Raw genomic sequence first — 22,350 nt, 5'->3', positions numbered from 1 at the left:
GATGCCCTGTGTGATATCCGGTGACAAGGAGGTGCCCCATGACTGACGCGACCCTTGGCGTGTATTCCGAGACCGGACACCTGCGGCAGGTGATCGTCTGCCGGCCCGGCCTGGCCCATCGGCGGCTGACGCCTTCCAACTGCGATGCCCTGCTGTTTGACGATGTGTTCTGGGTCAAGCAGGCCCAGAAGGATCATGACGTCTTCGCCAGCGTGATGCGGGCCCGAGGGGTGGAGGTGCTGGATGTCAACGAGCTCCTGACCGAGACCCTCGATATCGCGGAAGGCCGTGCCTGGGTGCTGGATCACCGCATCACCTGGAATCACATCGGGGTGGGGATGGTGTCGGACCTGCGCGCCTGGATGGACGAGCTGCCGAGCAGGACACTGGCCGAGTTCCTGATCGGCGGGCTGGAGGTGGGGGATCTGCCCTTCGACCCGGTGGGGCTGTTCGGCAATCACCTCGGGCATTTCGGCTTCGTGCTGCCGCCGCTGCCCAACTTCCTGTTCACCCGTGATAACAGTGCCTGGATCCATGGTGGTGTCACCCTCAACCCGATGTACTGGAGTGCACGCAAGCCGGAAACCCTGTTGATGTCGGCTATCTATACCTTTCACCCGACCTTTGCCGGCAGGGTGATGGTGCATTGGGGCGACCCGCTGACCGACCATGGCCTGGCCACCCTCGAAGGCGGCGACATCATGCCGGTGGGCAACGGCACGGTGCTGGTGGGCATGGGTGAGCGTTCCTCCCCACAGGCCATCGGCCAACTGGCGAAGGCGCTGTTCGAGGATGCCCGGTCCGCGAAGGGCAGCGTTCATCGGGTGATTGCCTGCCAGCTCCCCAGGACCCGCTCGGCCATGCATCTGGACACGGTCTTCACCTTCTGTGGCGGCAACGTGGTGACCGCCTTCAAGGAGGTCGCGGATGCGGTGGTCTGCTACGACCTGCGTCCCGGTGAGGAAGGCAGGACGCTGGCGTTCCACCAGGACCCGCGGCATCTGTTCGAGCTGGTCGCGGAAGTCCTCGGTTACCCGACCCTCGAGGTGGTGCCCACCGGCGGAGACACGCCGGAAGAGCGGGAGCGTGAGCAGTGGAATGACGGCAACAACGTGCTGGCGTTGAGCCCCGGGGTCGTCGTGGGCTATGACCGCAACGATGACACCAATGCGGCACTGGAGGCGGCGGGCATCGAGGTGCTGCCCATTCCCGGCGCCGAACTGGGAAGGGGGCGCGGTGGCGGGCGCTGCATGAGCTGCCCCACCCGCCGTGACCCGATCTGATTCGACGACCGACGGCATCCACCGTGATCCATCGACGCGGTGCGGGTCGCGACCCTGGGAGGCTGACATGCTGGTGGTGGCGGCACTTGGCGGTAACGCCCTCTTGAAACGCGGTGAACCTCTGACCGCAGCGGCGCAACGCGGCAACGTGAACGTTGCCGTGCGGGCACTGGCGGACATCGTGCGGGCCGGGCACCAGCTGGTGATCACCCATGGCAATGGTCCCCAGGTGGGTCTGCTGGCGTTGCAGGGGGCCGCCTACCATCCTGACGAGACCTTTCCACTGGATGTGCTGGGGGCCGAGACCGAGGGCATGATCGGCTACATGATCGAACAGGAACTGGAGAATGCCCTCGACCACGATCGCCCGGTGGCCACCCTGCTGACCCAGGTGGTCGTGGATCCCCGGGACCCCGCCTTTGACCACCCTACCAAGTTCGTCGGGCCGATCTACGAGCGGGACGAGGCCGAGCGTCGCGCGTCGGCGGCCGGCTGGAGCATCGCCAGGGACGGGGACAGGTGGCGCCGAGTCGTGGCGTCGCCCAGGCCCCTGGAGATCCCGGACCTGCGGGTGTTACAGCTGATGATCGCCCAGGACGTGGTCGTGGTCTGCACCGGTGGTGGGGGGATCCCGGTCATGCGCCGTGACGATGGCAGCATGATCGGCGTGGAGGCGGTGATCGACAAGGATGCCGCCAGCGCGCTACTGGCTCGCCAGCTGGGTGCCGACGCCCTGCTGCTGCTGACCGATGTGGAAGGGGTGTACCGGGATTACGGCACAGACTCGGCGGCACTGATTCATTCACTGACGATTGACCAGGCCGCTGAGATGGATATGCCTGCCGGTTCCATGGGGCCGAAGCTCGCGGCCGCCAGTGACTTTGCCCAAACGGGGGGGATCAGCGGCATTGGACGGCTGATCGATGCCATCGACATACTCGAGGGAACGGCGGGCACTCGGGTGTCTGCCGACGCATAGGACGCGATGATGACGCAGCATGAAGCGCATGTTCAGGCCGAGCGTGATACCGGCACCATTATCGCCATTCGTGGCGGTGTCGTGGATGCCCGGTTCACGATGCAGGTGCCCGCCATCCGGGAGCTCCTGTATGTCGGGAAGACGGCCCTGGAGGTTGCCGGCCTGGAAGACAACGGCATCGTGCGTTGCATGGTGCTGGGGTCGGTCAGGGGGCTCGGGCTGGGGATGTCGGTGCGGGCCACGGGAGCTCCGGTCAGTGTGCCGGTCGGCGATGCCGTCCTGGGTCGCATGCTCAATGTGTTCGGTGAGCCTATCGACCGCAAACCCGCACCGGAAACAGGCGAGCGGCGCTCCATCCATCAGGCGCCGCCTCTGCTGGAAGACCGTGTTGTTCGCAGCAGGGTGCTGGAGACCGGCATCAAGGCCATTGACCTGCTCTCTCCCATCAAGCGAGGCGGGAAGACGGGTCTGTTCGGTGGCGCCGGCGTGGGCAAGACGGTGCTGATTACCGAGCTGATCAACAACACGGTGCAGGAACACAAGGGCGTGAGTCTGTTTTGCGGCATCGGGGAGCGCTCGCGCGAGGCGGAAGAACTCTATCGTGAAATGGGCGAGGCCGGCGTGCGTGATAACACCGTGATGCTGTTCGGCCAGATGAACGAAGCGCCCGGTGTGAGGTTTCTGGTCGGGAAATCCGCCCTGACCATGGCGGAGTATTTTCGCGACGATCAGCAACGGGATGTGCTGCTGCTGATCGACAACATCTTCCGCTTCGTGCAGGCCGGCTCCGAAGTCTCCGGGCTGATGGGGCGCATGCCCTCGCGGGTGGGGTATCAGCCGACGCTGGCGACCGAACTGGCGGAACTGGAGGAGCGCATTACCTCCACCCGAAAGGCGGCCATCACCTCGGTCCAGGCTGTCTATGTGCCGGCCGACGACTTTACCGACCCCGCGGCCGCCCATATCTTTTCTCACTTGTCGGGCTCGGTCGTGCTGTCCCGCAAGCGTGCCAGTGAAGGCCTGTACCCGGCGATCGATCCACTGGCCTCATCCTCTGTCATGCTCACGCCATCGGTGGTGGGGCAGCGTCATTACGACATCGCTCGGGCGGTGCGCCGTACCCTCGCTGAATACGAGGAACTGCGGGATATCATTGCCATGCTGGGCATCGAGGAGCTGTCGACTGCTGACCGGGCAACCGTCGCCCGTGCCCGCCGGCTGGAACGGTTCCTGACCCAGCCCTTCTTCACCACCGGCTCCTTCACCGGAACCGAGGGCAAGCGCGTGTCCATCGAGGATACCCTCGAGGGGTGCGACACCATCCTGAACCAGACCCGTTTCGAGCATGACGAGGGCGATTACTACATGATCGGGGCCCTCTCCGACCTGGAGGTGGAAGCATGACCCTGGCGGACGAGATGCAGGTGACCCTGCGATTGCCGACCAGGACCCTGCATGAGGGTCCGGCAAGCAGGCTGTTTGCGGAGGCGGAAAACGGGGCCTTCGGGATGCTGCCGAACCATATCGACTTCGTCACCGCCCTGGTGCCCTCCGTGCTGATCCTGACCCTGGCGGACGGTTCGGAGCAGATCTTCGGCATCGACGAGGGGATCCTGGTGAAGAAGGGTCATGACGTGGACATCGCCATCCGGCGGGGCGTCCAGGGCACTGACCTGGCCTCGCTGAGGGAGACCGTGCAGGAGAGCTTCATCGAGATGGATGAAGACGAGCGGGTGGCCCGCTCGGCATTATCACGCCTGGAGGCGGGCATGATGCGCCGATTCGCCGATCTGCAGCGGCCCAAGACACCATGACCCGGCGGCGGAGGTCTCCGGTGGATGACATCGGCCGTCGTGCACGGCGCCTGGAAAGGGCGAGGGATGACCCGGGCAAGAGCCCGCTGCGAGGCCTTGGCGTCTTCGGCATGATCGGATGGTCGATTGCGGTACCTACCGTGGGCGGGACCTTTCTCGGGCTGTGGCTCGATCGCCACATGCCGCAGGCGTTCAATTGGACCATTGCATTGATCCTGGGGGGCGTGGCGCTGGGCAGCCTCATTGCCTGGGGCTGGGTCAGCAAGGAAGTCAACGACAGCGGGAGTGACCATCATGACGATTGACTGGCATGCCGTGATCACGGGCTTAGGTTCGGGTGTCATCGTCAGTGTCCTTTACTTCGTGGGCCTGGCGCTGACTGTCCGTCTGACGCTGAGCGCGCCCCGGCCCATGTCTGTTCTGCTGCCCAGTGCAGCGGCGCGGATCGGGGTGCTGCTGGCGGCCGGCTGGTGGGTGACCGATGGGGGAACCCTGGGCTGGGCGTTCACCGGCTATGTGCTCGCGTTTTTCCTGGTGCGCTTCATCGCCACTCTGATGGCCCGGACGCCTAGGGCGAAGGAGGCAGGATGCAACTGACACCTGACCAGACGACGGTCTTCACCCTCTGGGGCCTCGGGATCAACGAGACCATCTTCAATACGTGGATCGTGATGGCCATGCTGACCGGGGCCTCGATCCTTGTGACCCGCAGGCTTCGCCCGGATGTGCCACCGAATCGCTGGCGAACGACTCTTGAAGTGATCGTGACCGGCATCCAGGGCCAGATAAAGGAAATCTCGCCGCAGTCGACGCGCCACGTCCTGTATTTTTCGGGGACGCTGTTCCTCTTCATCGCGTTATCGAACCTCTTGCTTGTCGTGCCGGGATTCACGCCGCCCACTTCATCGCTGTCGACCACGGCGGCACTGGCCCTGTCGGTGCTGATCGCCGTGCCGCTGTTCGGCATCACCCGACAGGGCATCGGCGGCTACCTGAAGACCTATATCCAGCCCTCCATCGTGATGCTGCCCTTCAACATCATCAGCGAGTTCTCCCGGGGGATCTCGCTGGCCATCCGCCTCTACGGCAACGTGATGAGCGGGGCGGTCATTGCCGGCATTCTGCTGAGCGTGGCGCCCTTCTTCTTTCCCGTGGTGATGGACGTGCTGGGCCTGCTGACCGGCCTGATCCAGGCCTACATCTTCGCCATCCTGGCGACCGTCTATATCTCGTCGGCCACGGCCACCGTGAAGAAGCTCGACCACGATCTCGGCCGCGGACGTGACCATAAGGAGCAAGATCGATGACAGATGCAGCCATGATTGCGGCCATTTCCATCTTCACCGCGGGACTGACGGTGTCCTTCGGCTCGCTTGGCCCTGCGTTGGGAGAAGGCCGTGCCGCCGCCGCCGCCCTGAACGCCATCGCCCAGCAGCCGGATTCGGCATCCACCCTGTCGCGCACCCTGTTCGTGAGCCTGGCCATGATCGAGTCCACCGCGATCTACTGTTTCGTGGTGGCGATGATCCTGTTGTTCGCCAACCCGTTCGTGGATCAGGTGGTGCAAGCGACCCAGTCGGCGGCAGGCTAGGTCATGTCGATCGATTGGGTCACGGTCCTCGCCCAGATCGCCAATTTCCTGGTGCTGGTCTGGTTGCTGAAACGTTTTCTTTACAAGCCGATCCTGAATGGCATCGATTCCCGGGAAGCCGAGATTGCCGAACAGATGGGTGAGGCCGCACTCGCCCAGGAGAAGGCCGCCGCCGCCGAGGCAGATTTTGTGGCACAGCAGCAGAAACTGCAGGCAGACCAGGAAGCCCTGTCGGAACGGGTCCGCGAGGAAGCAGAGCAACAGCGGGATGCCCTGCTGGCCAAGGCCCATGGAAAACTGGAACAGGAACGCAAGGACCAGCAGGCGCACCTCGCGCGCGAACAGGAACGCTTCACCACGGAGTTATACAAGGCGAGTGCCGAAGCGCTTTATCAGCTGGCGGGCCGGGCGCTGCATGACCTGGCGGACGAGCGTCTGGAGGAGCACATTGCCCTGCATGTGGTCAGCAAGCTGAAGCCAATGGCGGAAGATCTGGCCTCTGCGGCCGATAACGCCGAAGAAGCGGTTGCCACCACCCATGCTCCGCTCCCCGAGAGCGCCCAGGAAAAGATGAAGGCTGCACTGGAGGACCTGCTGCCGGGACTTCCCCTGCGCTTTGCCACGGATGACAGCCAGTCCCCGGGTCTGGACCTGCGCATTGGCAGCATCCAGCTGGCCTGGACGGTAGACAGCTACACCGATGAGCTGGTCGGTCTGCTGGAAGATCGCCTGGCGAGTGGTGAATCGGGCAGGGTGCATGATCATGGCGGATGAATCGCTGCTGCCCGGTGTACAGGCGTTCATCGACGTCTTGCTGGACAGCCCGGCACCTTCGCCGGTGCTGGCCGAAGTGGGCAAGGTGGCCGCGGTCGGTGATGGCATCGCCGAGGTGTCGGGCCTGGGGCGTGCCCTCGCTGATGAGCTGCTGGTGTTTGCCTCGGGTGTCCGCGGCGTGGTGCTGGACCTCGAACCGGACCGGCTGGGTGTCGTCCTGTTGGGACCCTCGGAGCGGGTGTTATCCGGGGAGGATGTCTGGCGCACCCACAAGGTCATCAGTGTGCCGGTAGGGCCGGGCCTGATCGGCCGGGTGGTCGATGCCACCGGCCAGCCCCGGGACGGCAAGGGCAGGGTGACCGCCGTGGCCGAACGGCCGGTGGAATCCCGAGCGCCGGACATTCTCAGCCGTGCGGCCGTTACCCGGCCCCTGGCGACGGGCCTCAAGACGATCGATGCCGCGGTGCCGGTGGGGCTGGGGCAGCGGGAACTGATCATCGGCGACCGGCAGACCGGCAAGACATCCATCGCCGTGGATACCATCCTGAACCAGGCCCGCTCGGATGTCCTCAGTATCTATTGCGCTATCGGCCAGCGCGGGGATGCGGTGGCCAGAGTCATCGAGGCACTCAGGAACAGCGAGCAGATGGCGCAGACGATCGTGGTGGCCGCCGGTGATGAAGACCCGCCGGGCCTTGCCTTCATCGCACCCTATGCCGCGATGACGATGGCGGAATACTTCGCCAACCAAGGCCGGGATGTACTGGTCGTCTTCGATGACCTCACTCACCACGCCCGGTCCTACCGTGAGCTCTCGCTGCTGTTGCGACGCCCCCCCGGGCGCGAGGCGTTTCCCGGCGACATCTTCTATGTACACGCCAGGCTGCTCGAACGTGCCGGCCAGTTCACCCCTGAGGCAGGAGGAGGTTCCATCACCGCCTTGCCCGTGGTGGAAACACAGGCGGAAAACCTGTCGGCCTATATCCCGACAAATCTCATCTCGATTACCGACGGCCAGATCTATCTGTCGCCGCGGCTGGTACGCAAGAACCAGTTCCCGGCGGTGGATCTCGGGGTATCGGTGTCGCGGGTGGGCGGCAAGGCCCAGCATCGCGCGTTTCGGGATGTGGCCGGTAACCTGCGTGTCACCCTGTCCCAGTTCGAGGAGCTGGAAGATTTTGCCCGATTCGGCACCCGGCTGGATGACGCCACCCGGGCTCGCCTGACCCGCGGCGCTGCCGTCCGTGCGGCATTGCGCCAGCCTGAGCGGGATCCGGTGCCGGCGGTGGAGCAGCTGCTGGTATTGCTGGCGGCGATGAATGGGATATTCGACGGGCTGTCGGAAACCGAGGTGGTGGCCGCCATGGAAAGCGTCAGGGCGGCGGTGGGAGACGACCTCACGGAGATCGCAGCGCGTATCGCCCGCAACGAGCCCCTGGCCGAGGAGGACCGCGCCGCCATCCTCTCGCTGGCGCGCAAGGCGCTGGGACAGGCCGACGATGGTCCCGGGACAGGCGGAGGACGGCCGTGACGCAGACGCTTGAAGCCCTCTCCCGCCGCGACGAGACGCTGACCAGCATCCGCGGGATCGTGCATACCATGAAGACGATCTCGGCCATCAATGCCGTGCCCTACGAGCGGGCCGCCCGTTCCATCGAGGCCTATCACCGGACGGTGCGCCGCGGATTCCAGGCCTTCGTCGCCCGAACCGGCCCTATCGCCATGCCGACCATGGAGCCGGCCGAGAGCATCGTGGTGGTGTTCGGCTCCGACCATGGCCTGTGCGGCAACTACAACGAGCTGCTCGCCGAGAAGGTGCAGGCGGAGCTGGTGCCGACGACGGCCGGATGTGCCGCCCTTCGGGTGCTGTGCGTCGGCGCCCAGATGAATGACGCCCTGGCGGGGCAGGGACTCAGCCCCGAGAGCGTGCTGCTGCCCCCGGCCTCGGCGGATGGCATCGGGCGCCTGGCGGGCAGCATCGTCACCCGGCTGGACGACATCGGCGGCGGCGAGCCCCACCACCGGAAGGTCACGCTGGCCTTCACCCAGCGCGCCGGCCGCGGGCAGCACGAGCCGGTGCTGATGCCGCTGCTGCCCCTGGGGCAGGCGTTCCTGTCGGAGCTCGCCGACCGGCCATGGCACTCCCGCTCCCTGCCCGACTACTCGATGCCCAGCGCCGAGCTATTCGCCGCCCTGCTGCGCAGCCATATCTTCGCCAGCGTCTTCCGGGCCTCGGCGGAGGCCATGGTCACCGAGAATGCCGCGCGGCTGGCCCTGATGCAGCAGGCCGAACAGTCGGTGGACGACCGCCTGGACGAGGTGAAGGGCCAGCTGCGAATGGTGCGCCAGGACGACATCACCACCGAACTGCTGGACGTCATCATCGGCTTCGAGGCGTTGCGCCACTCTCCTCACAAGACGTCCCGCCGGACCTGAAGGTCCGAGCTCAAGGGAGGGCGTTCTGGCGCCGCGGCGTTCAACGGGCGCAGGTGCGAAAGCCGGCCAGGGTGTCGTGGCGGTCCGGGGTGAAGAAGTTGCGGTAGGTGGTGTGGGCCAGCCGCGAGCGGGTGGCCCAGGCGCCGCCGCGCAGCACGTAGCGCCCCTCCCGGAACCAGGGGGCCGAGTAGTCGCGGTAGAGCTCGGGCGTGAAGCCCGGGAAGGGGGCGAAGGGCGAGGCCGTCCATTCCCAGACGTTGCCGAGCATCTGGCGACAGCCGAAGGCGCTGTCGCCCTCGGGCAGCGCCGCCACGTCCAGCGGGCCGAGCCGCCAGCCGTCCAGGTTGGCCAGGCCACCATCCGGCGTTGCCTCGCCCCAGGGGAAGCGTCGCTTGCCGGGCGCCAGAGACTTCCCGCCGGCCGACGGCGCGCGGCTGGCGGCCACCTCCCATTCCGCCTCGCTCGGCAGGCGTCGTCCGGCCCAGCGGCACCACGCCTCGGCCTCGTGCCAGCTGACGTGCACGACCGGCTGGTGGGGAGGCAGCGGCTGCCAGCGGTCGAAGTGGCGAACCTCCCAGCGGCTCCGGTCGTCACGGCGCCAGTAGGCCGGCGCCTGGCGCCCCTGGGCCTCGCGCCACCGCCACCCGGCCTCGCTCCACCATTCGCGCCGCGCATAGCCGTCGTCGTCGACGAAGGCGGCGAACTCGGCGTTGGTGACCGGTGCCCGGGCGATCGAGAAGGGCGCCACCTCGACCTCAAAGGGCGGCTTCTCGTTGTCGAAGCGGAAGGGGAGGGTCGCGTCGGAGCCAAGCAGGTGGCGCCCGCCGGGGATGGCGACATCCCCGGGCAGGGCACCGGTCGAGGCCGCGTAGGGAGCCTGGCCCGGCGGCGGCGTGCCCAGGTCCGGGGCCGGGTCGCCCAGCGTCTGGCGGGTATACAGGAAGGCCTCGCCGTGCATGTCCTCGTGCAGGGTGGTGAGCTGGTACACATAGCTCTGGGCGGCGCTGGCCTCGCCCTCGGGCAGGCGCGCGAGCATCTCCTTCTGCACCCGCGACAGGTAGTCCAGGGTCTGTTCACGGGAGGGCAACGCTAGCGCCCAACGGTCGTCATGGGCGATGCTGCCGGAATCGAACAGCCTCTCGGCCCCGGCGAACTGGTAGTCGGGCAGCCCATGCAGGCCCCGCAGGGCGAAATGGTCGTGGAAGAACCCCAGGTGGCCGAGCTCCCACAGCGGCGGGTTGACGATCGCCAGCCGCGGGCCGAGCTCGCGTGCCTCCAGGATGTCGCGCATCAGCGCCAGGCTGCGAAAGCGGGCATCGACGAGCATGTCCGCCAACTCGGCGGCGGCCCGGGGAGGCGTTGGCGGTGTGCTGAGTGTTGTAGAGAGCATGCCGACCTCGTTGAGGAGAACGCCTGTGTTGAAAATAGCGCTGATCACCCCGGCGGGTCGAGGCTCACATGCCGGCAACCGCGCCACGGCGACCCGCTGGGCACGCCTGCTGCGCGACCTGGGTTGCCGGGTGCGGATCACCGCCCCCGAGGCCGCCCCGGAGGACTGCATGTTAGATGGCAAGCCGCCCGACCTGGTGATGGCGCTGCATGCCTGGCGCAGCCACGCGGCCATCGTCTCTTGTCGCCGCGCCTTCCCGCGATGCCCCCTGATCGTGGTGCTGACGGGCACCGACGTCTATCGCTTCCAGCACAGCCATCCCGACGCCTTCCTGGAGAGCCTCGAGGCGGCGGATGCCCTGGTCGGCCTGCATGACGGCCTGGACGATGATCTGCCCTCGCGCTTCCTGTCGTGCCTGCACGTCGTCCACCAGTCGGCGCTGCCGCTGCCCAAAGGTGCCCCGCGGCCGAGCCGACGGTACCTCGATGTTCTGGTGGTGGGCCACCTGCGCGAGGAAAAGGATCCCCTGCGTGCGGCCCTGGCGGTGCGCGACCTGCCGGCAGACTCGCGCTTGCGGGTCATCCAGCTGGGCGGTGCCCTCGACGAGACGTGGGCCCAGGCGGCCCGTGACGAGGCGGGTTCCAACCCGCGCTACCGCTGGCTCGGCGACCTGCCTCGCTGGCGGGTGCGCCGGTGGATGGCACGCGCCCGGCTGATGGTGATCAGCTCGCGCATGGAGGGCGGGGCCAACGTGGTCAGCGAGGCCTGCGTGGCCGGGCTGCCGGTGTTGGCCTCCGATATCCCGGGCAACCGCGGCCTGCTGGGCGACGACTATGCAGGCTATTTCCCGGTCGCCGACACCTCGGCGCTGCGCGGCCTGCTGCGCCGCGCCGAGGTGGGGCCGGCCTTCGTCGACCGGCTCCGCCGTCAGGTAGTGGCCCGGGCGGCGTTGTTCACGCCCGCGGGCGAGCGCGAGGCGTTGGCAAGGGTGATCACTGCCTGCGGGCTGGATGCCTGACCACCTCCGTCACCCCTTGAGATGGATGGGCTCCAGAACTTCGCCGGGCGCCTGGATGCGGCCGATGATCGCGGCGCGTTCGTAGCCCAGGGCGTGCAGTGCCTCCAGGCACGCCTGTGCGCGCTCGGCGGGCACGCCGGCCAGCAGCCCCCCGGCTGTCTGGGGGTCGAAGAGCAGGGGGTAGCGGGGGTGCTCGACCCAGGCTTCCTGGTCTCGAATGGCCCGACGCAGGCGCACGTTGGCGGGCTGGAGGGAGCTCAGGATGCCGGCGGCGACAGTCTCCTCGGCGCCCTCGAGCAGCGGCAGGGTCGCCAGGTCGAGCTCCGCATCCACGCCCGAGGGGCGCGTCATCTCCACCAGATGCCCCAGCAGGCCGAAGCCGGTGATGTCGGTGCAGGCGGTGGCGCCGTGCTCGCGAAGGCAGGCCGCTCCCTCGCGGTTGGACTGGCACATGCTCGCCAGTGCCGCGTCGATCCAGCGCCCGCGGGCGGCGAGCCTCGCATGGGCGGCGAACAGCGTGCCGGTGCCGATGGGCTTGGTGAGGATCAACACCTGGCCGGGGCGCAAGCCGCCCTTGGTCATCAGGGCCGTGCCGGCATGGCCGTCGTCCTCCGTACGTTCCCCCATGCTGCCGCTGTCGATGAGGCCATTGACGGCGAAGCCCAGGGCCAGCTCGCTGCCCTCGCCGGTGTGCCCGCCTACCAGGGCGCAGTCGGCGGCGTTGAGCACCTCCACCGCGCCGCTCATCATCTGGAAGACGGTGTCCTCGACCTTGGCCTCGAGCCCCTGGGGCACGGTGGCCACGGCGGTGGCGGTCTGCGCCTCGGCGCCCATGGCGAAGATGTCGCCCAGAGCGTGGTTGGCGGCCACCTTGCCGAACACGTAGGGGTCGTCGATGAAGGCACGGAAGAAGTCCACGGTATGCACCATGTCCTTTCCCGAGGGCACCCGCACCACGGCGGCATCGTCCGGGGAATGCAGGCCGACCAGGACCTCCTCGCGTGCCACCGGCTCGAGGGTCGAGAGCGCGCGGGAGAGGGTGGTGGCGCCCACCTTGGCCCCACAGCCGCCGCAGCGCATGGCGATGGCCGAGATCGCCTGGGCGCTCTCCTCGTCGTCCAGCACCACCCGGCTCGTGGCCGGGGCCTTCATGGTGTCCTCCGCCATGGGCGCCAGATCGTTGAAGCGGGCCATGAAGCGCCGGTCGATCCAGTCCTTCCAACGCCACAACCAGTCGCCGGCCAGGTACCACTTGCCCCGCGAGGCCACGGCATGGCGGTCGCCGGTACTGATCAGCGCCAGCCAGTGGCGCTGCGGGCGATAGGGGGACAGCGGCCTGCCGGTCATGGCGGCGCGCAGGTTGTCGGCAAGCGGACGGCCCTGGCGCACGGCGAAGACCCCGGCCTTCTCGCGGGGATGGTTGACCTGGTGGGCGATGTCGCCGGCGGCGAAGACCCGCGGGTCCGACAGCGTCTGCAGGGTGTCGCCGACCTTGATGAAGCCGTCGTCGTCCAGGTCGAGTCGGGTGTCCTTGAGCCAGTCGGCCCCGCCGGCGTTGGTCACCCAGACGATCTCGTCGGCGGAGTGCCAGGTACTGTCGTTCGCCTTCAGCCGGCCCGCCTCGACGGCAGTGATCTCGGTGCCGGTATGTACCTCGACTCGGCGCCTGGTCAGGGTGGCGAGGAAGTGGGCGCGCACCCGTGCGTTGTGGGTCGGCAGGATCTGCTCGCCGCGGGTGAACAGCGCGAAGGAGAGCTCCTCAGGGTCACGTCCCCGGGCGGCCAGTTCGTGGCCCAGCCGGTACTGCATGGCCAGCAGCAGCTCGACCCCGCCGGCGCCGCCCCCGACCACCGCCACACGGGTCCTGCCGGGGTGCTCCTCGACACGCTGGAGCAGCGTCTGCCAGCGATCGTTGAAGCGGTGGATCGGCTTGACCGGCACGGCATGGGCATCGGCGCCGCTGACCTTGCCCACCCGGGGGGTAGAGCCGATGTTGATCGACATCCAGTCGTAGGGCACCGGGGGGCGCGATTGGCAGAGCACCTGGCGGGCCTCGTGGTCGATGCCGATGGCCTCGTCGCGGTAGAAGCGGGCCCCGGCGTACTCCGCCAGCCGTCGCAGGTCGATATGCACGTCGTCGTAGCCATAGTGCCCGGCAACGTAGCCCGGCAGCATGCCAGAGTAGGGGGTGTGGGTGTCGCGGCAGATCAGGGTGAGCCTCACGCCCGGTTCGGGGCGCATGGCGAAGCGCTTCAGCACGCCGACATGGGTGTGGCCGCCGCCGACCAGCACGATATCCCGTAACGCTTGTAACCCCTGGGGCGGCTGCGGTTGCTGCATGATGGGGCTCGCTCTAGATTGGTTGGAGGTTGGCAAGAAGGATGGAAGGTTTGCAAGAGGGGTAGAAGGTTCGCGAGATGAAGCTTTGCGTCGCTGCCCAGTCTAGCCGGATTCCGGCTTCGGAATCTCTTCGGCGCCCGGCATCGTGCCGGTTCCAGCCGTCACTGAGGGTCTTTGATGTCCACTGCCGTGCACTTCCATGATCAGCATGTCGAGGGGGCGGGGGACTCGTTTCGCGACGACGTCATCAAGGGTCTCGGCCGCTCGCCGAAGGCTCTCTCGCCAAAGTACTTCTATGACGAGCAGGGCTCGCGGCTCTTCGAGGCCATCTGCGAGCAGCCCGAGTATTACCTGACCCGCACCGAGGAGGGCATCCTGGCCGGCGCCGCCGCGGAGATCGCGGCGCTGGTCGGGCCGGACACGCTGATGGTCGAACTCGGCAGCGGGGCCAGCCGCAAGGTCAGGCTGTTGCTGGAGGCGATGCGCCCGAGCCGCTACCTCGGCGTGGACATCTCCCGCGACTTCCTGTTGCAGAGCACCCGTCGCCTGGCCGCCGACTATCCCTGGCTCGAGGTGCATGCCGCCTGGGGCGACTTCTCCCGTCGCCTGAACCTGCCGCCCGGCGTCGAGGGGCGACGGGTGGTGGCCTTCTTCCCCGGCTCGAGCATCGGCAACTTCACCCCGGCCGAGGCCGAGGCCTTCCTCTCCCGGCTGCGCCGTGCCTTGCCGCCGGGAAGCGGGGTGCTGATCGGCGTCGATCTGGTCAAGGAGCGCCGCCTCCTCGAGGCGGCCTACAACGATGCCGCAGGCATCACGGCGGCCTTCAACCTGAACCTGCTGGAACGTATGCGACATGAGCTGGGGGCCGAGGTCGAGGTCGATACCTTCCGGCATCAGGCCTTCTACAACGAGGCGGCCTCGCGCATCGAGATGCACCTGGTCAGCGATCGGCGGCAGGGCATCCTTCTCGATGGCCGGCGATTCGCCTTCGAGGAAGGCGAGACGCTGCATACCGAGAATTCCTGCAAGTACAGCGTGGAGGCCTTCCAGGCGCTGGCCGAGCGGGCCGGTTACCGGTCCAGCGCCGTCTGGTCCGATGACCAGGCGCTGTTCAGCGTCCACTACTTGTCGGGCGACCCGTCGAACGACTGACAAGGGGCCGGTCGATGCGAGTCCCACGAGAACGCCCCGCCTTGATGAAGGCGGGGCGTCTGCTGTTCGGGAGGTCTCAGGGGAGACAATCGATCAGGGCGGCGTGGGAGTCCCGCTCGTGTCGATGGTGTGGTAGACCAGGCGCATCTCGTCGATGGACAGATGTTCCAGCTTCCCCGAAAGGAGGTCGCTGATCTTCTGCATCGGCAGACCGGCGCGGCGAGCTATCTCGCGGCTGCCCAGGTCAGACACGGCGATCAACCGTGTGATGATACGCATGAGGCGTGTTCGGTTTTCCAGGTCCCTGACATCTAGGCCAGGGCAGCTTCGCGGGGGGTCGGTCAGCTCCGCGTGGGCGATGTGTCGTGCCGTGCTCATGGTGCTCCAGTTGGCAGTTGCGACACGCACAGCATGAAGCCTTTTTTCGGGTTTCGCCAGTACCGATTCGGGGATTTTTTGGTGGAAAAATCAGCCCGCCAGAGGAATACGGCCCGGTATTGGTTGTCAAGGATATCGAACGCTCTCGATGGGCATCCCGGGACCCGGTATCCGGTGCCGCGGCCGTCCTCATGATCGTTATATGCCTATCTTTCATGGGTTTCTTGTCGATCTGCAGGGTCCCCGTGTCGGGAGACCCCAGGCCGGCCGCGACAAATGTCTACTTCGTGGGTGTTCGAAATTCCTTGAGCATAAGCCATTTATTTATTATTTTTTTCTACGTTTTAAGAAAGTAGCCATTATTTACAAGAATCAACGAAGAGGTGGACATGAACAACGAGACGCACCTGTCGCGAGTGCTGGCCCGCAAGGATGTGCTGGCCCTGGCCTTCGGTGCCATGATCGGCTGGGGCTGGATCGTGCTGACCGGCAGTTGGATCCAGTCGGCGGGTAGCCTGGGCATCGTCATCGCCTACCTCTTCGTGGCGCTCTCCTTCGTGGTACTGCGTCGCAATGAGCCGGAGATGGAACGCCCCTTCCGAGTCCGTCGCGGCAAGACCGTCGGTGCCCCGGCGGTGATCCTCTCGGTGGCGCTGATCGGCATGTACTTGCCGGGCAGCCCTTCGGCGCTCTCGTTCATCGAGTGGTGCATCTTCGCTGGCTGGATGTTGCTGGGCCTGGCGCTCTATGCCTGGTCGCGGGCCCGCTATGGCGTCGCCAACAGCGATAGCATGATGAACCGCGAACTGGCCGGCGCGAATCCCTACCCCGGTCGCTGAAGGCGCTGATCGGACTGGCTGTCCCTCTCTCGTCGGGGCGGCCGGGCAGGGAGTCTGAAAAGGGCAGTCCATGGCTGTCCTTTATTTTTGACAAAATATAAAAACGTAGATACTTTTAATATGTGTCTATGAAATGCGATGGAGATCCCCGACATGACCGTACTGACCCGGCTTCCCGAGACCGCCATGCCCCTGCCCGCTGATATCCGCGGCTTCACCCTTTCGCCTTCGGCCCAGTCGCCGCGGCTGATCCAACTGACCGTCAGCCGCGAGGTGGTCGAAGCCTTCCTTGATGCCGTCGCCGAGTGGCCGGTGCAGGCACTGGAATACAAGTCCATGCTGCGCTTTCGGGTGGCGAAGATCCTCGATGACCTGTGCGATAACACCCTGCAGCCGGTGCTGATCAACACCCTGGTGGATCGCGCTACCGGAGGCTTTCAGGTCGTGCCCGAAGGGCTCGATCGGGTGGAGCAGGCTGAAGAGATGGTCAAGTTCGCTACCGCCGTGGCTCACCTGATGGGTCGCTCCAACTTCGACGCCATGAGCAGCCAGTACTTCGCACGCTTCGTGGTGAAGAACGTGGACGAGTCAGACAGCTACCTTCGTCAGCCGCATCGCGTGATGGAACTGCACAACGACGGCACCTTCGTCGAGCAGGACACCGACTACGTGTTGATGATGAAGATCGACGAGCAGCACATGGAGGGCGGCAATTCGCTGCTGCTGCATCTGGACGACTGGGAGGGGCTGGAGTATTTCTACCACCACCCGCTGGCGCGCCGGGCGATGCGCTGGACCGCGCCGCCCAGCAAGAACGTCGCCAGGGATGTCTTCCACGCGATCTTCGATGTCGACCGGGGGGGGCGGCCGATCATGTCCTATATCGACCAGTTCGTGCAGCCCAAGGACTTCGAGGAGGGCAACTGGCTGACCGATCTCTCCGAATCTCTGGAGGAGAGCCCGGCGACCCTCTCGGTGCCCAACCCGGTGGGCAGCTTCCTGTTGATCAACAATCACTTCTGGCTGCACGGCCGCGACCGTTTCACGCCACATCCGAAGCTGCGTCGGGAGCTGATGCGCCAGCGGGGTTACTTCACCCACGCCAAGACCCTGAGAAACCCGCGGCAGTGCTGAAGAAAGCGACCTGAGGCGAAAAGCTCCGGGCGACGGGTTACCCTGATGGGGCCATGTCATGACGACGGCGTGGCCATCGCATTGCAAGAACGAGGACGGCATGTACGATTTCATCATCATCGGTGGCGGCATCCTGGGCATGTCCACCGCCATGCAGCTCAAGCAGGCCTGGCCCGACCGCCGCATGCTGGTGGTGGAGAAGGAGAGCGGGGCGGCGCGTCACCAGAGCGGCCACAACAGCGGCGTCATCCACGCCGGGGTCTACTACACCCCGGGCAGCCTCAAGGCCCGCTTCTGCCTGGAAGGCAATCGGGCCACCAAGGCGTTCTGCGAGTCCCACGGGATCGCTTATGACGCCTGCGGCAAGCTGCTGGTGGCCACCGATGAGTTGGAGAGGCAGCGCATGGAGGCGTTGTGGGAGCGCACCGCGGCCAATGGCCTGGAGCGCGAATGGATCTCCGGCGAGGCGCTCGCCGAGCGCGAACCGAACATCACCGGTATCGCCGGCATCCTCGTGCCCTCCAGTGGCATCGTCGACTATGCCGAGGTCACCCGGGCCATGGCCGCGGAGTTCGAGAGGATGGGCGGCGAGATCCGCTTCGATGCCGAGGTCACGGCACTGGAGGAGCGCACCCGGGAGGTCGTGGTGAGCACCAACCGGGGCGAGGTCACCGGCCGCTACCTGATTTCCTGCTCTGGCCTCATGGCCGACCGCGTCGTGCGCATGCTCGGCCGCGATCCCGGCTTCAGCATCTGCCCCTTCCGCGGCGAGTACTACCTGCTTCCCGAGCAGCACAACGCCATCGTGAACCACCTGATCTACCCCATCCCGGACCCGTCCATGCCGTTTCTTGGCGTGCACCTGACGCGCATGATCGACGGCACAGTGACCGTGGGTCCCAACGCGGTGCTGGCATTGAAGCGTGAGGGTTATCGCAAGCGCGATGTGTCGCTTGGCGACATGGCGAAGATGTTCAGCGACCCTGGCATTCTCCGGGTGCTGGGCAAGAACCTGCGGCCGGGACTCGCGGAGATGAAGAACTCGCTGCACCGCAGGGGCTACCTGGAACTGGTGCGCAAGTACTGCCCGAGCCTGACACTGGATGACCTGCGACCCTATCCGGCCGGGGTACGGGCCCAGGCGGTGACCCGCGACGGCAAGCTGGTGGATGACTTCCTGTTCGTCAATACGCGCCGCACCGTCAACGTGGGCAATGCCCCGTCACCGGCGGCCACCTCGGCGATCCCCATCGGCGCGCATATTGTCGGCAAGGTAAAGGAGCTCGTCGACGACTAGTCTCGGAGTGCTATCTTGAGGGAGTTGCCGAAAACCTCGGATAAGAATGGCCCGGATGACGCCTAGCTCGAATGGCGCATAAAGAGTGATGTTGGTTAATCACCATTGAGCCATGGTAGCGTTGCAGCAGGCGCCGAGACTCGAAGAGCGCCGGAAAAACTCACAACAACCTGGTCCCAGGACCGGAGGAATGCCATGCGAATCCTGAAGTACGCCGCCACCGCCGCCTTGCTGGCCACGGCCCCGCTGGCCGCCGCCCAGCAGATTTCCGTCGCCACCGGCGGGACCGGCGGCACCTACTATCCCTACGGAGGGGGCCTCGCCGAGCTGATCGGCAACCACATCGAGGGGGCCGAGGCCGTCGCCGAGGTCACGGGTGCCTCGGTGGAGAACATGGGCCTGGTGTGGCGCGGTGACTCCGACCTGGCCCTGGCGCTCGCCGATACCGTCTACCAGGCCTACAATGGCACCGGCGACTTCGAGGGGCGCCAGCTGGAGAACATCCGCGCGCTGGCCTCGATCTATCCCAACGCCGTGCAGATCGTGACCCTGGCCGGTTCCGGCATCGAGTCGCTCTCCGACCTCAAGGGCAAAGCAGTCTCCGTGGGCGCCCCGGGCAGCGGTACCGAGGTCAACGCTCAGGCCATTCTCGAGGCCAACGGCATCACCTATGACGACATCGACGCACGTCGCCTGAACTTCAACGAGACTGCCGACGCCATCCGCGACGGCGACATCGAAGCCGGTTTCTGGAGCGTGGGCCCGCCCACCAGCTCGATCATGAACCTGGCCACCACCCGCGACATCCGTCTGGTCGGCTTGACCGAGGAGGAGATCGCTAAGGCCAAGGAAGCCGAGCCCGTGTTCGCCGCATACCAGCTCAAGGCCGGCCTCTACGAGGGCATGGAAGAGGCGGTGCAGAGCATCGGCATCCCCAACGTGCTCGCCGTGAGCAGCGAGATGGACGAGGAGCTGGCCTATCAGATCACCAAGGTGCTCTTCGAGTACACCGACGAGCTGATCGCCATCCATCCGGCGGCCAACGACACCACGGTGGAGTTCAGCGTGGATTCCACGCCGATCGCCTTCCACCCGGGGGCGCTGCGCTACTATGAGGAAGTGGGCGCCGAGATCGCCGATCATCAGCGTCCCTGACGCTTGATGCGTGTATCACGCCTGATCGCAGGGCGGGCCTGGCTGCCCGCCCTGCTGCTTTGTGCGGGCCTGGCGGCCGGCGCTCCGTCGGCCGCGGCCGACGAGGCCCGGCTGGAGGTGCTGGACGCCGGCGGCAAGCGACTGGTGAGCGTGCCCATGCCCGAGGGCGAAGGCTGGTGCCTGGAGTGGAATCACTCCGTCGAGGGCTTCCCGGTGCTGGACTGTTACCGCCACTGGAAGGGTCGCATGGTGCTCAAGCGCAGCCACCTGCCCGATTTCGCCGCGGGACTGGACCACATCCCCGGACGCGGTCGTCAGGTCTCCGACGGCGAGGGCGGTTACTGGATCGAGGATATCGACGAACCCGTGCCGGGCAATGCCTATCGGCTTCGGGTGGGAGCGATACGCGTCGATCATCGCCTGGTGATCGACGAGTCCCGCACCAGCCTGAGCCGCCTGGCGGCCAACGAGCGGGTGACGATCCGGCTGGCCCTGCCTGCCGGCGCTCCCGAATGAACGACAAACCTGCGGACAATCCTGCGAGAGGACCACGATGAGCGATTCGGGCACCTCCCCCATCATCCCCGGCAGCCAGGCGAACCATTCTCGCCGGGTGCTGTGGCTGATCACCCTGGTGGCAGTGGGGCTGTCGCTGTTCCAGCTCTACTCCGCCGGCATCCAGCCGCTGGGGCTCTTCTACCAGCGCAGCATCCACCTGATGCTGATCATGATGCTGGCCTTCCTGATGTTTCCGCTGCTCGGGCCCGGTCGTCACCGTGGTCCGGTCAGCGGCCTAGTCGACGCCGTCTTCGTCGGCGGGGCACTGATCACCGGGGGCTACCTGGTGCTCTACCTCGACGCGATCATTGATCGCGCCGGCTTCTGGAGCCAGACCGACATCCTCGTCGGCTGCATCGCCACCGTCACCGTGCTGGAGGCGGCCCGCCGGGCGGTGGGGCTGGCGATGACCATCATCGGCCTTATCGCCATCCTCTATGCCTTCGCCGGGCCGAGGGGCGAGCTGCCCTGGCTGGGCCAGTTCCTGCCGGGCATCCTCGAGCACCGCGGCTACAACCTGGACCGCGTGGTGGGTCAGCTCTACCTGGGCCAGGAGGGCATCTTCGGCCTGCCCATGGGCGTGGCCGCCACCTACATCTTCATCTTCGTGCTGTTCGGCGCCTTCCTGGAGATCACCGGCGCGGGCAAGTTCTTCATCGACCTGGCCTATGCCGCCACCGGGCGACAGCGCGGCGGCCCGGCCAAGGCGGCGGTGATCGCCTCGGCGGGCATGGGCTCGATCTCCGGCAGTGCCATCGCCAACGTGGTGACCACCGGGGCCTTCACCATCCCATTGATGAAGCGCCTGGGCTTCAAGCCGGCCCAGGCCGGCGGCATCGAGGCGGCGGCCTCCACCGGTGGGCAGATCATGCCGCCGCTGATGGGGGCCGGGGCCTTCCTGATCGCCGAGTACACCCGGATGCCCTACCTCGAGGTGGTCAAGGTGAGCATCCTGCCGGCGGTCATGTACTTCGCCACCGTCTACCTCTTCGTGCACATCATCGCCCTCAAGCAGGGCATGCAGGGCATGGCGCGCTCGGAGCTTCCCCAGATGCGCGACGTCATGGGCGCCGGCTGGCACTTCCTGCTGCCGCTGCTGGTGCTGGTGTGGCTGCTGGTGATGAACATGTCGCCGATGCGGGTCGGCTATTACGCCATCCTCACCATGCTGGCGGTGGCGGTGTTGCGCTTCACGGTGTGGTTCCTGTTCATCGCGCCGCGCGAGGGTCAGAAGGTGACCGGGGATACCCTGCGCGAGGCGCTGAAGGCCGGGCTGGTCAAGCTGGTCGGTGGCCTGGAACTGGGCGCCCGCAATGCCGTGGCGGTCTCCATGGCCTGTGCCGTGGCCGGCGTGATCGTCGGCGTGGTGGGGCTGACCGGCCTGGGCCTGAAGTTCTCCTCCATGATGATGGCCTTCTCCGGCGGCAACCTGCTGCTGGCGCTGGTGATGGTGCTGCTGGCGAGCCTGGTGCTGGGCATGGGCCTGCCGGTGACCGCCAGCTACATCGTGCTGATCGTGCTGGTAGGCCCGGCGCTGACCGCCGAGTTCGGCGTGCCGCTGCTGATCGCCCACCTGGTGGTGTTCTGGTACTCCCAGGACTCCAACGTCACGCCGCCCATCGCCCTGGCCGGCTTCGCCGGGGCGGCCATCGCCGGGGCCAAGCCTATGGATACCGGTTTCCAGGCCTGGAAGTTCGCCAAGGGGCTCTACCTGATCCCGCTGTTCATGGTCTATAACCCGGAGATCATCATAGGGGGGCCGTTGCCGCTGCTGGTGTGGACCGCCTTCACCGGCTTCCTGGCCTTGGGCGCCTTCGCCGCGGCCCTGGAGGGGTACCTGTTCACGCGCATGGCCTGGCCGATGCGCCTGCTGCTTCTGCCGGCGATCGTCGCGGTCTTCTACCCGAGCCTCTCGGTGGAGATCGCCGGGGCGGTGGTGATGGTGCTGACCCTGGCCGGCAACTGGCTGGTCAGCCGGCGCCATTGAGGAGGACCTGGGGCGGATGCTCCGGTCTGAGAATGCCCCCGTCATGACGGCACAGGCCCCCGCCCGAGGCGACTCGGGCGGGGGCCTGGCGTTAGGGTCACTGGCTGGAGGAGGTCTCGGCGTCGGCTGAGGCTTCTGTTTCGGTCTCGACCGGGGCCTCGGCGCCGGTGTCCTCGGCCGCGTACATGGCGTCGCTAGCCGCCTCCTCGGCGGCCTGCTGCATGT

General features: G+C 66.5%; 23 protein-coding genes. 19 read left to right on the top strand and 4 right to left on the bottom strand.

All coding sequences use genetic code 11. From position 1 onward, the window contains the following. Positions 1 to 38: 38 nt before the first annotated feature. From ABE960_RS01890 to ABE960_RS01840, 11 genes are all read left to right on the top strand, one after another. A complete protein-coding gene (locus tag ABE960_RS01890) occupies positions 39 to 1,283 on the top strand; it encodes an arginine deiminase (protein WP_349760522.1) in 1,245 nt (414 codons plus the stop codon). A 67-nt stretch (positions 1,284 to 1,350) separates the two neighbouring features. Further along, positions 1,351 to 2,262, top strand: coding sequence for a carbamate kinase (arcC, locus tag ABE960_RS01885; RefSeq protein ID WP_349760521.1), 912 nt, complete (start codon positions 1,351 to 1,353; stop codon positions 2,260 to 2,262). Between the two features lie 9 nt (positions 2,263 to 2,271). Next, a complete protein-coding gene (gene atpD, locus ABE960_RS01880) occupies positions 2,272 to 3,666 on the top strand; it encodes a F0F1 ATP synthase subunit beta (protein WP_349760520.1) in 1,395 nt (464 codons plus the stop codon). After that, entirely contained in the window at positions 3,663 to 4,076 is a 414-nt protein-coding gene (locus ABE960_RS01875; RefSeq protein ID WP_349760519.1) for a F0F1 ATP synthase subunit epsilon, read from the top strand. Before atpD ends, ABE960_RS01875 begins: the two co-directional genes overlap by 4 nt. A 20-nt stretch (positions 4,077 to 4,096) precedes the next feature. Further along, positions 4,097 to 4,381, top strand: a complete 285-nt coding sequence (locus ABE960_RS01870) for an AtpZ/AtpI family protein (RefSeq protein ID WP_349760518.1) — start codon at positions 4,097 to 4,099, stop codon at positions 4,379 to 4,381. After that, entirely contained in the window at positions 4,371 to 4,673 is a 303-nt protein-coding gene (locus ABE960_RS01865) for an N-ATPase subunit AtpR (protein WP_349760517.1), read from the top strand. The genes ABE960_RS01870 and ABE960_RS01865 overlap by 11 nt, the downstream gene beginning before the upstream one ends. Continuing rightward, positions 4,664 to 5,383 (top strand): F0F1 ATP synthase subunit A, encoded by a 720-nt coding sequence (locus ABE960_RS01860; protein WP_349760516.1) that lies wholly within the window; start codon positions 4,664 to 4,666, stop codon positions 5,381 to 5,383. Before ABE960_RS01865 ends, ABE960_RS01860 begins: the two co-directional genes overlap by 10 nt. Then, positions 5,380 to 5,667 (top strand): F0F1 ATP synthase subunit C, encoded by a 288-nt coding sequence (locus tag ABE960_RS01855; RefSeq protein ID WP_349760515.1) that lies wholly within the window; start codon positions 5,380 to 5,382, stop codon positions 5,665 to 5,667. Before ABE960_RS01860 ends, ABE960_RS01855 begins: the two co-directional genes overlap by 4 nt. A 3-nt stretch (positions 5,668 to 5,670) precedes the next feature. Beyond that, a complete protein-coding gene (locus ABE960_RS01850; RefSeq protein ID WP_349760514.1) occupies positions 5,671 to 6,441 on the top strand; it encodes a F0F1 ATP synthase subunit B family protein in 771 nt (256 codons plus the stop codon). After that, entirely contained in the window at positions 6,431 to 7,972 is a 1,542-nt protein-coding gene (locus ABE960_RS01845; protein WP_349760513.1) for a F0F1 ATP synthase subunit alpha, read from the top strand. The genes ABE960_RS01850 and ABE960_RS01845 overlap by 11 nt, the downstream gene beginning before the upstream one ends. Further along, entirely contained in the window at positions 7,969 to 8,877 is a 909-nt protein-coding gene (locus tag ABE960_RS01840) for a F0F1 ATP synthase subunit gamma (protein ID WP_349760512.1), read from the top strand. The genes ABE960_RS01845 and ABE960_RS01840 overlap by 4 nt, the downstream gene beginning before the upstream one ends. A gap of 40 nt (positions 8,878 to 8,917) precedes the next feature. Here ABE960_RS01840 and senA read toward each other — a convergent pair whose 3' ends face one another. Beyond that, entirely contained in the window at positions 8,918 to 10,267 is a 1,350-nt protein-coding gene (gene senA, locus ABE960_RS01835; RefSeq protein ID WP_349760511.1) for a selenoneine synthase SenA, read from the bottom strand. A 28-nt stretch (positions 10,268 to 10,295) separates the two neighbouring features. Here senA and senB point away from each other — a divergent pair, with 28 nt between their 5' ends. Beyond that, positions 10,296 to 11,285, top strand: a complete 990-nt coding sequence (gene senB / locus ABE960_RS01830) for a selenoneine biosynthesis selenosugar synthase SenB (protein ID WP_349760510.1) — start codon at positions 10,296 to 10,298, stop codon at positions 11,283 to 11,285. A gap of 9 nt (positions 11,286 to 11,294) precedes the next feature. Here senB and selD read toward each other — a convergent pair whose 3' ends face one another. Beyond that, positions 11,295 to 13,625 carry a selenide, water dikinase SelD gene (gene selD, locus ABE960_RS01825; protein ID WP_349760509.1) on the bottom strand — a complete coding sequence of 777 codons (2,331 nt, stop codon included), beginning with the start codon at positions 13,623 to 13,625 and terminating at the stop codon, positions 11,295 to 11,297. Between the two features lie 177 nt (positions 13,626 to 13,802). Between selD and egtD the strand changes: the two genes are divergently transcribed. Then, the gene (egtD, locus tag ABE960_RS01820) at positions 13,803 to 14,777 is read left to right on the top strand and encodes an L-histidine N(alpha)-methyltransferase (RefSeq protein ID WP_349760508.1); all 975 of its coding nucleotides are present in this window, start codon (positions 13,803 to 13,805) and stop codon (positions 14,775 to 14,777) included. 93 nt (positions 14,778 to 14,870) lie between these two features. On the opposite strand, the gene ABE960_RS01815 is transcribed toward egtD, so the two are convergent. Further along, the gene (locus ABE960_RS01815; protein WP_349760507.1) at positions 14,871 to 15,155 is read right to left on the bottom strand and encodes an XRE family transcriptional regulator; all 285 of its coding nucleotides are present in this window, start codon (positions 15,153 to 15,155) and stop codon (positions 14,871 to 14,873) included. Between the two features lie 389 nt (positions 15,156 to 15,544). On the opposite strand from ABE960_RS01815, the gene ABE960_RS01810 reads away from it, so the two are divergent. The 6 genes from ABE960_RS01810 to ABE960_RS01785 all read left to right on the top strand — a co-directional run bounded on the left by ABE960_RS01810 (position 15,545) and on the right by ABE960_RS01785 (position 22,125). Further along, entirely contained in the window at positions 15,545 to 15,994 is a 450-nt protein-coding gene (locus ABE960_RS01810; protein ID WP_349760506.1) for an APC family permease, read from the top strand. 153 nt (positions 15,995 to 16,147) lie between these two features. After that, positions 16,148 to 17,128 carry a glutarate dioxygenase GlaH gene (gene glaH, locus ABE960_RS01805; protein WP_349760505.1) on the top strand — a complete coding sequence of 327 codons (981 nt, stop codon included), beginning with the start codon at positions 16,148 to 16,150 and terminating at the stop codon, positions 17,126 to 17,128. Between the two features lie 100 nt (positions 17,129 to 17,228). Then, positions 17,229 to 18,425, top strand: a complete 1,197-nt coding sequence (gene lhgO, locus ABE960_RS01800) for an L-2-hydroxyglutarate oxidase (RefSeq protein ID WP_349760504.1) — start codon at positions 17,229 to 17,231, stop codon at positions 18,423 to 18,425. 195 nt (positions 18,426 to 18,620) lie between these two features. After that, positions 18,621 to 19,580, top strand: a complete 960-nt coding sequence (locus tag ABE960_RS01795; protein WP_349760503.1) for a TAXI family TRAP transporter solute-binding subunit — start codon at positions 18,621 to 18,623, stop codon at positions 19,578 to 19,580. A 6-nt stretch (positions 19,581 to 19,586) separates the two neighbouring features. Further along, positions 19,587 to 20,096 (top strand): DUF1850 domain-containing protein, encoded by a 510-nt coding sequence (locus ABE960_RS01790; RefSeq protein ID WP_349760502.1) that lies wholly within the window; start codon positions 19,587 to 19,589, stop codon positions 20,094 to 20,096. Between the two features lie 37 nt (positions 20,097 to 20,133). Then, positions 20,134 to 22,125 carry a TRAP transporter permease gene (locus ABE960_RS01785; RefSeq protein ID WP_349760501.1) on the top strand — a complete coding sequence of 664 codons (1,992 nt, stop codon included), beginning with the start codon at positions 20,134 to 20,136 and terminating at the stop codon, positions 22,123 to 22,125. A gap of 97 nt (positions 22,126 to 22,222) precedes the next feature. Here the strand turns inward: ABE960_RS01785 and ABE960_RS01780 are convergent, their stop codons facing one another. Next, positions 22,223 to 22,348 carry a hypothetical protein gene (locus ABE960_RS01780; RefSeq protein ID WP_349760500.1) on the bottom strand — a complete coding sequence of 42 codons (126 nt, stop codon included), beginning with the start codon at positions 22,346 to 22,348 and terminating at the stop codon, positions 22,223 to 22,225. Positions 22,349 to 22,350 lie beyond the last annotated feature (2 nt).

Source organism: Halomonas aquatica, assembly GCF_040196335.1.
GTDB classification, from domain to species: domain Bacteria; phylum Pseudomonadota; class Gammaproteobacteria; order Pseudomonadales; family Halomonadaceae; genus Halomonas; species Halomonas aquatica.
This window is presented reverse-complemented; position numbering and strand designations above follow the sequence as displayed.

Bases quoted from the DNA above. Each gene is read 5' to 3' on its own strand.
- ABE960_RS01890 (WP_349760522.1), top strand. From the start codon at position 39: ATGACTGACGCGACCCTTGGCGTGTATTCCGAGACCGGACACCTGCGG.
- arcC (WP_349760521.1), top strand. From the start codon at position 1,351: ATGCTGGTGGTGGCGGCACTTGGCGGTAACGCCCTCTTGAAACGCGGT.
- atpD (WP_349760520.1), top strand. From the start codon at position 2,272: ATGACGCAGCATGAAGCGCATGTTCAGGCCGAGCGTGATACCGGCACC.
- ABE960_RS01875 (WP_349760519.1), top strand. From the start codon at position 3,663: ATGACCCTGGCGGACGAGATGCAGGTGACCCTGCGATTGCCGACCAGG.
- ABE960_RS01865 (WP_349760517.1), top strand. From the start codon at position 4,371: ATGACGATTGACTGGCATGCCGTGATCACGGGCTTAGGTTCGGGTGTC.
- ABE960_RS01860 (WP_349760516.1), top strand. From the start codon at position 4,664: ATGCAACTGACACCTGACCAGACGACGGTCTTCACCCTCTGGGGCCTC.
- ABE960_RS01855 (WP_349760515.1), top strand. From the start codon at position 5,380: ATGACAGATGCAGCCATGATTGCGGCCATTTCCATCTTCACCGCGGGA.
- ABE960_RS01850 (WP_349760514.1), top strand. From the start codon at position 5,671: ATGTCGATCGATTGGGTCACGGTCCTCGCCCAGATCGCCAATTTCCTG.
- ABE960_RS01845 (WP_349760513.1), top strand. From the start codon at position 6,431: ATGGCGGATGAATCGCTGCTGCCCGGTGTACAGGCGTTCATCGACGTC.
- senA (WP_349760511.1), bottom strand. From the start codon at position 10,267: ATGCTCTCTACAACACTCAGCACACCGCCAACGCCTCCCCGGGCCGCC.
- selD (WP_349760509.1), bottom strand. From the start codon at position 13,625: ATGCAGCAACCGCAGCCGCCCCAGGGGTTACAAGCGTTACGGGATATC.
- egtD (WP_349760508.1), top strand. From the start codon at position 13,803: ATGTCCACTGCCGTGCACTTCCATGATCAGCATGTCGAGGGGGCGGGG.
- ABE960_RS01815 (WP_349760507.1), bottom strand. From the start codon at position 15,155: ATGAGCACGGCACGACACATCGCCCACGCGGAGCTGACCGACCCCCCG.
- ABE960_RS01810 (WP_349760506.1), top strand. From the start codon at position 15,545: ATGAACAACGAGACGCACCTGTCGCGAGTGCTGGCCCGCAAGGATGTG.
- glaH (WP_349760505.1), top strand. From the start codon at position 16,148: ATGACCGTACTGACCCGGCTTCCCGAGACCGCCATGCCCCTGCCCGCT.
- lhgO (WP_349760504.1), top strand. From the start codon at position 17,229: ATGTACGATTTCATCATCATCGGTGGCGGCATCCTGGGCATGTCCACC.
- ABE960_RS01795 (WP_349760503.1), top strand. From the start codon at position 18,621: ATGCGAATCCTGAAGTACGCCGCCACCGCCGCCTTGCTGGCCACGGCC.
- ABE960_RS01790 (WP_349760502.1), top strand. From the start codon at position 19,587: ATGCGTGTATCACGCCTGATCGCAGGGCGGGCCTGGCTGCCCGCCCTG.
- ABE960_RS01785 (WP_349760501.1), top strand. From the start codon at position 20,134: ATGAGCGATTCGGGCACCTCCCCCATCATCCCCGGCAGCCAGGCGAAC.
- ABE960_RS01780 (WP_349760500.1), bottom strand. From the start codon at position 22,348: ATGCAGCAGGCCGCCGAGGAGGCGGCTAGCGACGCCATGTACGCGGCC.